This window comes from Salinivibrio sp. AR647 (assembly GCF_001995415.1).
Taxonomy (GTDB): Bacteria; Pseudomonadota; Gammaproteobacteria; order Enterobacterales; family Vibrionaceae; genus Salinivibrio; species Salinivibrio costicola.
The window spans coordinates 198,228-210,400 of record NZ_MUFE01000003.1 but is presented as its reverse complement, the minus strand read 5'-3'; the positions used below and the strand labels follow the sequence as shown (position 1 = coordinate 210,400).

Annotated in this window: 14 protein-coding genes; 4 read left to right on the top strand and 10 right to left on the bottom strand. The window is 50.3% G+C overall.

The window, feature by feature from the left end; translation table 11 throughout:
• Nucleotides 1-99 precede the first annotated feature (99 nt).
• The gene (fadR, locus tag BZG76_RS04940) at nt 100-951 is read right to left on the bottom strand and encodes a fatty acid metabolism transcriptional regulator FadR (RefSeq protein ID WP_077460366.1); all 852 of its coding nucleotides are present in this window, start codon (nt 949-951) and stop codon (nt 100-102) included.
• Between the two features lie 393 nt (nt 952-1,344).
• Between fadR and nhaB the strand changes: the two genes are divergently transcribed.
• Together nhaB and dsbB are read left to right on the top strand one after the other, a co-directional pair.
• A complete protein-coding gene (gene nhaB / locus BZG76_RS04935; RefSeq protein ID WP_077460365.1) occupies nt 1,345-2,937 on the top strand; it encodes a Na(+)/H(+) antiporter NhaB in 1,593 nt (530 codons plus the stop codon).
• Nucleotides 2,938-3,025: 88 nt separating this feature from the next.
• Entirely contained in the window at nt 3,026-3,565 is a 540-nt protein-coding gene (gene dsbB / locus BZG76_RS04930; protein WP_077460364.1) for a disulfide bond formation protein DsbB, read from the top strand.
• 72 nt (nt 3,566-3,637) lie between these two features.
• Here the strand turns inward: dsbB and BZG76_RS04925 are convergent, their stop codons facing one another.
• The 8 genes from BZG76_RS04925 to BZG76_RS04890 all read right to left on the bottom strand — a co-directional run bounded on the left by BZG76_RS04925 (nt 3,638) and on the right by BZG76_RS04890 (nt 10,174).
• Nucleotides 3,638-4,075 carry a (deoxy)nucleoside triphosphate pyrophosphohydrolase gene (locus BZG76_RS04925; RefSeq protein ID WP_077460363.1) on the bottom strand — a complete coding sequence of 146 codons (438 nt, stop codon included), beginning with the start codon at nt 4,073-4,075 and terminating at the stop codon, nt 3,638-3,640.
• 4 nt (nt 4,076-4,079) lie between these two features.
• Nucleotides 4,080-4,715, bottom strand: coding sequence for a YecA family protein (locus tag BZG76_RS04920; RefSeq protein WP_077460362.1), 636 nt, complete (start codon nt 4,713-4,715; stop codon nt 4,080-4,082).
• A gap of 8 nt (nt 4,716-4,723) precedes the next feature.
• Nucleotides 4,724-5,704, bottom strand: a complete 981-nt coding sequence (dusC, locus tag BZG76_RS04915; protein ID WP_077460361.1) for a tRNA dihydrouridine(16) synthase DusC — start codon at nt 5,702-5,704, stop codon at nt 4,724-4,726.
• 119 nt (nt 5,705-5,823) lie between these two features.
• Nucleotides 5,824-6,555 (bottom strand): DsbA family protein, encoded by a 732-nt coding sequence (locus tag BZG76_RS04910; protein ID WP_021022272.1) that lies wholly within the window; start codon nt 6,553-6,555, stop codon nt 5,824-5,826.
• Between the two features lie 29 nt (nt 6,556-6,584).
• The gene (locus tag BZG76_RS04905) at nt 6,585-7,103 is read right to left on the bottom strand and encodes a protein disulfide oxidoreductase (protein ID WP_077460360.1); all 519 of its coding nucleotides are present in this window, start codon (nt 7,101-7,103) and stop codon (nt 6,585-6,587) included.
• Nucleotides 7,100-9,223 carry a protein-disulfide reductase DsbD family protein gene (locus BZG76_RS04900; RefSeq protein WP_077460359.1) on the bottom strand — a complete coding sequence of 708 codons (2,124 nt, stop codon included), beginning with the start codon at nt 9,221-9,223 and terminating at the stop codon, nt 7,100-7,102. Before BZG76_RS04900 ends, BZG76_RS04905 begins: the two co-directional genes overlap by 4 nt.
• A gap of 49 nt (nt 9,224-9,272) precedes the next feature.
• A complete protein-coding gene (locus BZG76_RS04895; protein WP_077460358.1) occupies nt 9,273-9,632 on the bottom strand; it encodes a hypothetical protein in 360 nt (119 codons plus the stop codon).
• 101 nt (nt 9,633-9,733) lie between these two features.
• Nucleotides 9,734-10,174 (bottom strand): YcgN family cysteine cluster protein, encoded by a 441-nt coding sequence (locus BZG76_RS04890; RefSeq protein ID WP_077460357.1) that lies wholly within the window; start codon nt 10,172-10,174, stop codon nt 9,734-9,736.
• A gap of 164 nt (nt 10,175-10,338) precedes the next feature.
• On the opposite strand from BZG76_RS04890, the gene BZG76_RS04885 reads away from it, so the two are divergent.
• A complete protein-coding gene (locus tag BZG76_RS04885) occupies nt 10,339-10,605 on the top strand; it encodes a YkgJ family cysteine cluster protein (RefSeq protein WP_077460356.1) in 267 nt (88 codons plus the stop codon).
• A 97-nt stretch (nt 10,606-10,702) separates the two neighbouring features.
• Here the strand turns inward: BZG76_RS04885 and BZG76_RS04880 are convergent, their stop codons facing one another.
• A complete protein-coding gene (locus BZG76_RS04880; protein ID WP_077460355.1) occupies nt 10,703-11,572 on the bottom strand; it encodes a Tim44 domain-containing protein in 870 nt (289 codons plus the stop codon).
• A 188-nt stretch (nt 11,573-11,760) separates the two neighbouring features.
• Here BZG76_RS04880 and BZG76_RS04875 point away from each other — a divergent pair, with 188 nt between their 5' ends.
• Nucleotides 11,761-12,156 carry an NINE protein gene (locus BZG76_RS04875; protein ID WP_021022265.1) on the top strand — a complete coding sequence of 132 codons (396 nt, stop codon included), beginning with the start codon at nt 11,761-11,763 and terminating at the stop codon, nt 12,154-12,156.
• Nucleotides 12,157-12,173 lie beyond the last annotated feature (17 nt).

Sequence of the window (12,173 nt, the reverse complement as noted above, 5' to 3'; positions counted from 1 at the left end):
AAAAAAGCCGCCCTGATGCTTTCATCACGGCGGCTTTTATTATGCACGCTCAGGTTTATGTGCCTTTACGCTCAGGTTTATGCGTCTTTACGCCAAGACCTATGCTTCTTCTTCAGCCATGTGAGAGGCAATGGTCTCACGGTTACTAAACCATAAGCCCCCGCACTCACGTCCGTATTGTTTTACCCGGTCACCGATGGCTGGATGTTGGTTATTGGCCACCATTTCGCGTAGATCACTATAAAAGCTCAGCGCATTTTCACAGGCACGGCGGTCCATAAAGTAATAGCCCCCCACGCGTGAATAAATTTGGCGCATACCATTAATCGTCAACACATAGACTTTATTGCCAGAGAAGTGCGCCATGCCTTGGAACAAGCGATAATCGAAATGATTAAAAGCACGGCCCATACAAATACGCTCACACAGCTCAGGATCCTGCTTACCATATTTGTCCTGAATTTTTTTGACGTCTTTCAGAACTTCGCTTTTCTCATCAATCAGATCTAAGAACGGTTCAAAGCGCTCGCACTCAAGCACTTGTTGGCAGCGCTTAATAACCAAATCAATTAGGTCCAAGCAGTCTTGCGGGCGATTTTTAGCTGCATAACGCATATAGACACCGCTGATATCTGTCCGCGCCGCAAGTAAATCCTCGAGAACCCCATGCACGTCCTGCCCTTCCAGGGTCACCAGCGTATCAAGAATACTGAGCCCCGAGGTTCGCATGTAATCATTGACCCGAGTAGGTTTGCCATGTTGAATGGTTAACCAACCATCGCGGGCGAGGCGTTGAAGCACCTCCCGCAACGTGGTGCGCGTCACGCCAATGAGTTCAGACAATTCACGCTCTGCGGGTAAAATAGAGCCCTTTGGGAAGTGATTGTTCCAAATACTTTCAATTATATATTTTTCAGYAAATGTTGCTGGGCTATCCGCCTTTATAACCATTGAATCTAAATTCCAATTTGCTTCTTGCTCTGATTAATAAGTCATCATACCACTAGTCATGAGCTGCAGAAACAGCTCTGTGATATCGCCACCAATCGCGTGACATCTGCTATCTTTTTGTACCAGATCAATGAAAATTTGGGCATAACTCGCAAAACTACGTCATACAAGATGTAACAAAATATGTCTAAGGCAAACTGGCGCACACTTACTGTCTGACAAGGCTATCCTTCGTTGCTCTGAACGGGTAACTCATACCGATAGTCGTACCGTCACTTTTAACTGTCACCCTCTCGCGTGCGAGCTTTATGGGCTCACCACACTAAGCGATGTAGCACGTAACTCGCCCATCCGTGCGCGTTAAGAGACATAGATAACAATGAGACTATCATTATGGCTAAGACCATTACGCTCAGCACCGCGTTTTTAAAGAACTTTCTCGGCAAAGCCCCTGATTGGTACAAGCTGGCCATTGTTGGCTTTTTAATTATTAATCCGATCGTTTTCTCGATTAACCCTTTCATGGCCGGTTGGCTACTGGTGGTCGAGTTTATTTTTACTCTGGCCATGGCGTTAAAATGCTACCCACTTCAGCCTGGCGGGCTATTGGCGATTGAAGCGGTCGCGATAGGGATGACCAGCCCAGATCAAGTTAAGCACGAGCTGGTAGCCAACGTAGAAGTTCTGCTGCTGCTTGTTTTTATGGTCGCCGGCATTTACTTCATGAAGCAGTTGTTGCTTTTTATTTTCACCAAAATACTACTGGGCATTCGCTCTAAAATTGCCCTTTCATTAGCATTTTGCAGCGCGGCAGCAGCGCTTTCGGCCTTCCTTGATGCCTTAACCGTGATCGCGGTGGTGATCAGTGTCGCCGTCGGCTTTTACTCTATTTATCACCGCGTTGCCTCGGGGAAGGAGCTTGGTGCCGCCCATGACCACACCTCAGATGACAGCTTAAGTGATGAGCTTAGCCGCAACGATCTGGAGAATTATCGTGCCTTCTTACGTAGTCTATTGATGCATGCCGGGGTGGGAACTGCACTCGGGGGCGTGATGACGATGGTCGGTGAGCCGCAAAACCTGATTATTGCCGATCAAGCTGGCTGGCATTTTGGTGAATTTATCCTACGCATGGCACCGGTGACCCTGCCCGTTTTCTTTGCTGGTTTGTTAACCTGCATAATCGTTGAAAAGTTTGGCTGGTTTGGATACGGGGCAAAATTGCCGAATAACGTGCTAAACATATTGGTCGAGTACGATAAAGTACAACGCGCCAAACGCACGCCACAAGATGTGGCCAAACTCGTGGTTCAAGCGTTGATCGCCGTTTGGTTGATTGCCGCCCTTGCCCTTCACTTAGCCGCAGTCGGCTTGATTGGTCTCAGTATTATTATCTTGGCCACCTCGTTTACCGGGGTAATCGATGAACACCATATCGGCAAGGCGTTTGAAGAGGCACTCCCTTTCACTGCGCTATTGGCGGTCTTTTTCTCAATAGTCGCGGTGATTATTGACCAGCACTTGTTTGCACCGGTGATTGATCTGGTGCTGTCATTGGAAGGCCATTTGCAACTTACCATGTTTTATGTAGCAAACGGCTTGCTGTCCATGGTGTCTGATAATGTCTTTGTGGGGACCGTCTACATCAATGAGGTGAAAACAGCGCTCCTCAATGGGGTCATTGATCGCGAGCAGTTTGATATGTTGGCGGTCGCTATCAATACAGGGACTAACTTGCCGTCCGTTGCGACCCCTAATGGTCAAGCTGCGTTTTTGTTCTTGCTTACTTCGACGCTGGCTCCCTTGCTACGCCTGTCATACGGGCGCATGGTTTATATGGCACTGCCCTATACCATTGTGATGGGCTTATTGGGCGTGATGGGTATCGAGTTCTTTTTGGTGCCAGCAACCGAGTGGATGCTACACCAAGGCTGGATATCTGAAACCATCCATATGACCCAACAAGCGATACCCAGTGCGCACTAACGCATTTCTATCATTGACCTTCGTCTCAACAAACGATTGAATAGCAAGGCTCTCAGTGTAGAGCCTTGTTTTTTATCAGGAGTGAGTTATGTGGCGCGCCTTAAATCAATTTTCTCGCAGCCGAGCGTCCTGGCTGTTGTTGCTTCTCTGTGTGGTTGGCCTCGAAGCAACCGCGCTGTATTTCCAACATGGCCAAGGACTTGCGCCCTGTGTGATGTGTATTTATGAACGTGTCGCCTTATTTGGTGTGGGCACGGCAGCGTTACTCGGACTGATTGCTCCCGAGGAGCCCTTTTGGCGCACCCTAGGGTTGCTGGCCTATGGCATCACCGCCGCTTGGGGGCTAAAGCTTTCATTAGAGCATGTCAGTTATCAATTCCCCGATCCTAACCAACTCTTTGGCCCCACCTGTGATGTGGCGGTAAACTTCCCTTCTTGGGCCCCTTTAAATCAGTGGCTGCCTCAGGTGTTTGAAGCGTCTGGCGATTGCAGTAAAGTGGTCTGGCAATGGTTAGGTTGGTCCATGCCACAATGGCTGGTGGGCATCTTCTCAGCCATGCTCGTGATCTGGGGGCTGGTGGTTATCGCCCAGTTTATCGGTCGCCCACCGCGTCGGATTTTTTCTTAATAACACGCGGCTATACGCTAAGCACTAGGCACTAGGCACCAAGATAACCGGATAAAAAAAGAAAACGCCGATTTACTCGGCGCTTTGCATGAGTTGATGGTCGCTTACTGAATGACACAACTGACGTATTAACGGCCGATCTGCGGCGCTAAATACCCCGGGGTCAAGCCGCTGGGGGTCGCTCCAGTACACGGCCTGATGCTGTTTCAACGTTAATGGCGTATCCAGGATCTCGCACCAATAGCTGCACAGTAAAATCACCTTGTCACCATAATCGTATTCGGTTTCGACGATGGCTGCGCCGACGTTGATTTCAACGCCGAACTCTTCAAGCCATTCACGCTTAAGTGCCTGCTGGTCGGTCTCGCCTTGCTCGACTTTGCCGCCAGGAAATTCCCACCAGCTGATAAAATGCGAATCTGGCTGTCGTTGCGCCACTAAAACGTGGTGACTGTGCGTGGCCACACCGGCCACTACGCGAATTGCAGTCGTCTGCGCTGCTGATATCATCCGATTAACGCCCGCAGCATTTTTTGAACTTAGCGCCACTACCGCACGGGCAGGCATCATTACGACCAACCGATTTGAACGGATTCACCTGATGCGCACCGTGCGTTCCTTGTTGTGCTTCATCGGCCGCTTTCGCGACTTCTTGGATCATAAGATCTAATTGCTCTACATATTGGCCAGGCTCAACATCAATCCCTACCTCTTTCATTTGCGCTAAGGTGCCGGCCTCGTCATGCAGTAGCAGCATAGTGGTCACTAATGCGGAAAGCATACGGCGGCTACCATCATTGAGTGTGACATCATGCCAATGCGGCTCAATATGGGGCCATACGGCAAGAAACCCTTCCGAAAAGGCTTGTGCGAGCTCGCCGCGCATCGCAATCATTAACGCGTCAGGCAAGGTGTAATCATTACGCATCAACGCATGATATTGCTGCTCCAGGTGCGCGAGTATGGCCTGCTTGTCCTTGTCATTAAGCGCCACGACTTCATCGTCTTCAACCCCGGCGGTCAATAACACCGACAACCAAGTATCTGGGTCCATCGGCACAGGACAAATGTTGGCAGCCAGCAGCGCCCCTTCAACAAAACTGGCCGGCATGCCGTCCCAGTCATCAGAGAGTGTCATAAGTGTTGACATAAGGTTTCCTATTTTATGAATTCTGTTTGCGCACGCGCGTTATCGAGCGCTCTGGCTATCTCATCAGCGCGATTAAGGACGCGAATAACCTTAAAGCACGCGTCAGCCTGCGGATAATACTGACGCAAATACTTAAACCATTGCTTAATGCGGTTAGGGAAATACACCGCCTTGTCTCCTTGGCGCTCCTGTGCGCTATAGCGCACTAACAAGGCCAACACCGCAGGCCAATCCATGGGCTCAACATTGTCACGAATATGTTGACCCAAGTTGGGCATATTTAGCGCGCCACGGCAGACCATTAATGTGTCACAGCCTGTAAGTGCTTGGCACTTAAGCGCGTCATCCCGTCCCCAAATATCACCGTTTGCCGTTACAGGGATCGCAAACTGTTGGTTAATCTCCGCAATTAAATCCCAACGAATCGTCCCTGCCTTGTAACCGTCGCGCTTGGTACGGCCATGGACCACCAGCTCGTCGGCTCCCGCATCATTAACCGCTTGGGCAATGTCTAAATAGTCATCCAGATCATTGAATCCTAAACGCACTTTTGCACTCACCGTATGTTCAGGCGCGACGCTTTCACGCACCGCTTTCACCACCTCGTAGATATGCTCAGGCGTCTTTAATAACGCTGCGCCGCCGCGGTTGCCATTCACCGTTTTAGAGGGACAACCAAAGTTAATGTCGATCCCCTGCGACCCTAACTGAATCGCGTGCTGCGCGTTACTGGCCATCGCATCAACATCTTGCCCCAGTAGTTGGACCCGAACCGGCGTCCCCGCATCGGTGAAGCCACCTTGATGTAACTCAGGGCAGAAGCGATAAAAGACTTTTTCCGGTAAACGCTGATCCACCACACGCACAAACTCAGTCACGCAGAGATCATAGTGATTAACCTCAGTCAGTAGCTTGCGCATTAAGGGATCAAGTACGCCTTCCATGGGGCCTAATACAATGCGTGGTGATTGATAATTCGTTTGACTCATGCCGTACCTTTACCGTTAAGGCGCGCTATTTTGCCAGCTTTTCCTCCAAATCGCAGCACACAAAAAAAGCCAGTCATCTTTTGACTGGCTTTCAAATAGTTAGCGAGTATCACTCACGCTTAGCCTTCTTGTTTGGCCGCCTTAACCATGGCTTCTAGCTGTGGATAGGGTAGATAGCCAGGTGCAACTTGATCGCCAATAATCATCGCTGGTGTACCACGCAACCCAAGCTCCATGAAGGCGCGGTAGTTGTCAGCTACCGCTTCTCCGGTTCGCTCTTTGCCCGCAAGCAGTGATTCGGTATCGGTTTTTTGCGCAATTTTCTCTAAAGAACGTGCATCATGCATACCGCGCTTTTTCATCAATAATTCATGAACCTGCGCAAAGGCCTCAGGTTTTTCCAGCCACACATTCATCGCATACACGGCAGAGTTGGTATCAAGCGATTCGATATTCTGTTGTTTTAGCGGCACGGCAATATTAATCACCTTCACATCGTCGTGGGCGGCAACCAGTTTCTGTAGCTCGTCTTCAAGCTTTTTACAGTATGGACAGTTGTAGTCCATAAAGTTAATCACGGTGACCGTCGGATCCTCCGCGCCAATCCAGCTATGGGTCTCAGACTCAAACCAGTCTCGGCGCGCGGCGAGGTTTTGTTTTAATGTCTTTTGCTGCTCAACATATTTTTGCAAGCTTTGGTTAAGATTCGCAATCAGCGCAGGATTCGCTTCGAGCAAATCGACGATTTCATCCAGCTGTGTTTGCTCCGTATCAGATAGCGTATTAGCACTCACCGGAAAAGCCAGCATAAGAAGCACCAGCCAAGGTGCAAAAAAACGAGATAGGGACATTCGGTTTCCTTTTTTAACGTTTGTCGTCATCACAACATTCTTAACCATAGGCCAACCGGTGAGGTAAGGCCTGTTGTTATCGCGGTAATTTTTCCTTGCTCAACCACCATTACCGTCGGCGTCACTTTCACTGACAATCGACGTGAGAGTTGTCCATCTGGATCATTGACGACCGAAAAATCGTAACCATGATGAGCAAGGTATCCATTTACTTTTTTCGCTGAGCCCGAGCGTAACGCGATCGAGACCACCTGCGCATGATCACTCAACCAATCTACCGAGGGAGTCACAAAACGGCATACACCGCACCAACTCGCCCATACATAGATAAGCACGGGTTCGTGCTGCGACATGGCGAGCAAATCCTGTTGGCGGCCATCCAGCAAGCGGACCGTGTCCACAGGAAACTGACTGGTGTCGATATCACGGCTTCGCCACCAATCGACGGCAGTGCTAGATATCAGCACAAACACGATGAGCCAGCACACGTCACGCGCACCACGTTTGATCCGCTCACGCCACGACCGTTTCATTTTACTGCTCGTCATGGTGTTTTTGCCTGCTCAAGCGCGCTCATGACGGCCTTATCGGTCAAAATTACCGGCAGTGCAATGCCGTTTGGTGCACCTGGACCATAAACAATATTAAACGGCACACCATAGCGCTGGTGCTTTTGTAAATATTGCGTCACACGTTCACTGGGTCGGGTCCAGTCACCTTGCATTACTACCACATTGGGCGCGGTAATGGCATCATAAACGGGCGATTGCAATATCACACCCACTTTGTTGGCATGACAGGTAATACACCAATCCGCGGTGACATCGACAAACACCAGCTTACCCTGGTCCACCGCTTGAGCGATCACAGCTTCATCCAACGCCACCCAATCCGGATCCGAGTTCATCGGCGCTGCCCAACGCTCTGCCGTCAAGGAGGCGCCAACAATCGCTAATACCATAACGGCCAATAGTCCAGCTGCGCCTTTAATCGCGGCAAGCTTACCAAGGGTACGATATGTCAGCCACACACTGGTAGCAAGCAACAGTGCCCCCACTGCGATAGCGCCAACAACGCCCAGATAAGGCATCCACAGCCAGAATAGCCACACCGTGGTAGCAACCAGCAAGAGCGCAAATACCCGTTTCACGTGATTCATCCACGGACCCGGTTTAGGCAGCGTGCGAGTTAATCCAGGGAAAACCGCCACAAGCAACCACGGCAGCGCCATCCCGACCGCCAGCGCGGTAAAAATCAGCCAGAGCGCGGTCAAGGATCCCCCCAGTGCATATGCCACCGCAGTGCCTAAAAAAGGTGCCGAGCATGGTGTGGCTAGTAAGGTGGCAAATACCCCTTGAACAAAGTGACCGCTTGTTGTGTGGCCACCGCGTGTCGCAAGCCAAGTTTGCCAGCTTGATGGCAAATCAATACGCAGCACATCAAACAAGCTCAGCGCGAATAGCCAAATGACCAGCGTCATGACGCCGATAAAGATTGGACTTTGAAACTGGACGCCCCAACCCACGGCTTGCCCCGTTAGCTTTAATGTCATCAGCAGCCCAGCTATCGCCCAAAACGACACCAGAAWACCGGCAGCAGAGGCCAGGAACTGGCTACGAACCGCCCGACGGGTGGCATTCGGGTTGGCGACAATGCTGTTAAGTTTGAGTCCAAGTACAGGGAGCACACAGGGCATCACGTTCAAAATCAGCCCCCCCAAGAGGGCAATGCTACCAATCACCCAAACAGATAATCCGGCTTGCGACGCGACACTTCCGGCATGCACTGTGGTGCTATGCTCAGCCAGAAGCTGCTCATCAATAACAGTGACTTGAATCGGTTTACCGGTCAGCTTGGGGGTTTCTATCCAATTGGTGACATCAAAGGTCGCGGTCAGGGTGTCGCCATCACGGTAGAGACTGGGTACACCAAAGGTGTCATCAATAACCGCCTCGCCATCTACCAGCATATCTGGCTGTTGCCAAGCTTGGTTACCGGTGACAGTGACGGCGAGCTGCTGCTTGTTAGCATCCCAGACCGCAGACTCAACCTGCACACTGGGTAGCGGCTTAGGCACCTGACTCATCGCTTGGTTGAACTGATACATCCGCTCACCATCAGCCTTCAGTGCGCTGGGCGTCACGTCGAGCGAGATGGGGTAGTCAGTGATCACGCACACACTGGTGCACGAGGACAAGCGCAAGGTAGCATCCAACGAAACCGGCTGTTGCCAGGTTTCAACCTTGAAGGTCAGTGGGAAAGTCACTTGCCCTTTGTAGCCCAACATGGTCAAGCCAAGTAACTCATGGCGCTCAGGTGCCGGCCAATGCCAGATAATATCATCCAAGTTTTGGCTATCGTTAATGATAAGCTCTGGGGCGACCCCGCCCTCGCCTGGCGAGCGCCAATAGGTTTTCCAATCGCCTTGTAAACGGACGGAAAGCAAGCCATCGAGGTGGTGAGTCTCTGAATTAACTTGACCAGTGAGCGCTAAACGTGCCTCAACGGGGGGGTGATCAGGGTTAGACAGCCAACCTGTATCGGGCGTATTTGCCAGTACAGAAGGGCTGAGTAACAGTAAACATAAAGACCAAAGCGGTAGTAAAACCAAAGCTTGCCATACGCTACTTAGTGTTACGCTGCGCCAATAGTGATTGAGTCGAGTCATAAATCTGTTCCTTGTTGAAAATAAATACGCCATGGAAAGAAAAGGCGCTTTATTCTCGGAACACACAAAAGCAAAGATGCCGCCGTCGATACGTGGGTGGGTCATGCGTGGGTAATACCACCGCGAGGCTGACGGTTGCCATAACGGCAAGCAACACAATCAACCACCAAAGTGGAGAAGGCAGCCAATCTAGGGTCAGAACAGAAGGATGCATCAATTGCTCAGACAGCGAACATTTCTTGCCCACTGTATTGACCTCATCACCATGCTCTCCCAAGTTGCCAACTTGGCAGGCAGCTTGCGCCCCTGATTGCAGGCTAAGCTGATTTTGCAAGGCACACACTGCCAGAACCCATAACGCTATCGCGAGGGCCCAGCCAGCTTTAGAACGACGCGTGTACCTTTGCATTCCACCTCCTGTCGAGTTGGCACTCATTATGCCCCACGCTCGAAAATAAACAATGGGTTAGCCTTGATGCCAGGCAAACGGGAGGCTAACGGTTCGCACCCCTATGTTGGCCGCGTGGTGAGCTGAATATGATCTTCCCAGTCAATCACATCAATTTCATACACCACGCTGTCTTTGACCGAAATCCCCGCTTTGTGCATTGCCGCTTTWGATCCGGTGATCAGCGGGTGCCAATCAGGTAGCGGTTTATCTTCTGCCAACAAACGATAGGCACAAGTTTCTGGCAGCCAGTAAAACTCGTCGATTTTGTCGCGGGTAAGCTTCAAACAGGACTCTTCATACGAGAAACGATTAGGATAGTCTTTGCATGAGCAGGTTTTATCATCCAACAAACTGCAGGCAACGTTGGTATAGTAGAGTTCATCAGTTTCTTCATCGATCAACTTATGCAAACAACAACGGCCACAACCGTCGCATAACGACTCCCACTCCTCATCGCTCATTTGCGCTAAGGTTTTTTGTTGCCAAAAGGGCGTGCTCATGATGCTGGCTCTCTTTTTATAATAAAACCGCGCGGAGCGGCAAGACATTGCGCCGCTGTTATAACCATCATAGCGATAAAGTGCAAGCAGGCATTGGGATGGGTTGGAGAGTGTGCAGCCGAATGATAAAGTGCCCGCCCCTGCACATTGAGGAAGCCGACAATATGCCCACTGCATCGACATTTTCGTGCCGTCTAGGCTGTGGCGCCTGCTGCATCGCGCCTAGTATTTCATCTCCCATTCCAGGTATGCCTTATGGTAAACCTGCAGGCACTCGCTGTGTGCAGCTCGATGACAACAATTTATGCCAGCTTTTCGGTACGCCCGACCGCCCTGCCGTTTGCGCCGCATTTGACGCCGACCCGGATGTCTGTGGCGATCATTACCAACAAGCGCTCGACAACTTGATATATCTGGAAGCGGCGACATAAAAAAGCGCTACCTCACTACAAGCTAGCGCTTTCATCATATTGGTTTGTTTTTACCGCAGTACCAGCCTTTCTGTATTATTGGCGCTTTTCTGCAGAATTAGCTTTGGATACCCACAATCAGCCAAGGCGCATTGGCTTGGGACAAGTCACGCTCAAGATGCCAGATATCAGTAATATCTTCTTCGACACCCTCCACACGGTCACAATAACGGCCGGTGAATTTTAAGCTTAACTGTGCGCGACGGCTGTCGTGATCAGCACGGACAATCTCTGCATCGACGTACATCACTTCGGTATGTTGCTCAGTACCTAAGCGCGCGCGTTCTGCCGCTAAGTCGTTGTATAACTCAGGGGTGACGTATTCTTGGATCTTTTCTAATTCATTGTGGTTCCATGCACCTTGCAAAATACGATAGTGCTCACGCGCACCACTTAAAAAACTTTGCATATCGAACTGTGGCGGAAAGTTAAACGGCACATCATTTTGCGTGTCGGCACCAAAACCACCTGTCGCAGCCCCGCTTGAGCCATCAGCCGCATGGTTTCGAAAGGCATTAGGTTGCTGATGATAATAACCTTTACTCTCACCCGCATAGGCTGGCCCTTGTGCTTGGGCCCCCGCCTTCGCTTGCGTCAATCCGCGTAAAAACTTCAGTGCAAAGTAGGCAATCAGACCCATGATCAGGATGTCCATAAACTGGATCCCCTCAAAGGCGCCGCCAAAGAAGGCCGCGAGCAGGCCACCAGCAAGCAAGCCACCCAGCAGACCACCCGCGAGCCCTTTTTTGCCGCTTTTGGTGGTATTTTGCTTGAGCGTGTTAGTGTTTGTGGTGTTATTTTTTGGCGCTGGCGCCGTTTTGAAGCTTTTACCGAAGGACTTGCCGCCGCCAAAGCGCTTCGCTTCTGCATAAGGCGCTGTGACAACAAAGACAAACATCAAAGCTGCAACAGAGAGTAATTTTTTCATGATCGCATCATCTGTGGTTTAAGACGCTTCTCATGCTAGAGTCTTTATCGATGAAGTCAATTAAAGGGGGTAAAGAAATTGTTACCAAACATCACCTCTTCGCCGTTGTTTTTGCGCGTTGAGGAACCATTTGACGCCACTGCACTCCAAGCCATTATCTAACTTAAAGACACATACAGGCCCGAACCATGAATGATACACACAGCAAAGTCGTCGGTTACCTACTCTGGATCTTTGGTTTTCTTGGTTCACACCGCTTTTATTACGGTAAACCGGTGACCGGCACTATTTGGTTTTTTACTCTAGGGCTGTTTTTAATTGGTTGGATTGTCGATTTGTTCTTAATTCCGGCCATGGATAAAGAAGCCGACCTTCGTTTTCGTAGCGGTTCGACTGACTTTACCATTGCTTGGCTTTTGCTGACTTTTCTAGGGGTCTTAGGCATTCACCGTATGTATATGGGAAAGTGGATCACGGGGATTATCTACTTGTTTACGGGGGGCTTTTTCTTAGTCGGTATTCTCTACGACTTTTGGACCTTGAACGAGCAAGTCTCGATTAAAAACATGCAAACCTTTTCGTAATCATCGCTAATCCCCCG

Coding starts and splice junctions, on each gene's coding strand:
- nhaB (WP_077460365.1), top strand. CDS start 1,345: ATGGCTAAGACCATTACGCTCAGCACCGCGTTTTTAAAGAACTTTCTC.
- dsbB (WP_077460364.1), top strand. CDS start 3,026: ATGTGGCGCGCCTTAAATCAATTTTCTCGCAGCCGAGCGTCCTGGCTG.
- BZG76_RS04925 (WP_077460363.1), bottom strand. CDS start 4,075: ATGATATCAGCAGCGCAGACGACTGCAATTCGCGTAGTGGCCGGTGTG.
- BZG76_RS04920 (WP_077460362.1), bottom strand. CDS start 4,715: ATGTCAACACTTATGACACTCTCTGATGACTGGGACGGCATGCCGGCC.
- dusC (WP_077460361.1), bottom strand. CDS start 5,704: ATGAGTCAAACGAATTATCAATCACCACGCATTGTATTAGGCCCCATG.
- BZG76_RS04910 (WP_021022272.1), bottom strand. CDS start 6,555: ATGTCCCTATCTCGTTTTTTTGCACCTTGGCTGGTGCTTCTTATGCTG.
- BZG76_RS04905 (WP_077460360.1), bottom strand. CDS start 7,103: ATGACGAGCAGTAAAATGAAACGGTCGTGGCGTGAGCGGATCAAACGT.
- BZG76_RS04895 (WP_077460358.1), bottom strand. CDS start 9,632: ATGCAAAGGTACACGCGTCGTTCTAAAGCTGGCTGGGCCCTCGCGATA.
- BZG76_RS04885 (WP_077460356.1), top strand. CDS start 10,339: ATGCCCACTGCATCGACATTTTCGTGCCGTCTAGGCTGTGGCGCCTGC.
- BZG76_RS04880 (WP_077460355.1), bottom strand. CDS start 11,572: ATGAAAAAATTACTCTCTGTTGCAGCTTTGATGTTTGTCTTTGTTGTC.
- BZG76_RS04875 (WP_021022265.1), top strand. CDS start 11,761: ATGAATGATACACACAGCAAAGTCGTCGGTTACCTACTCTGGATCTTT.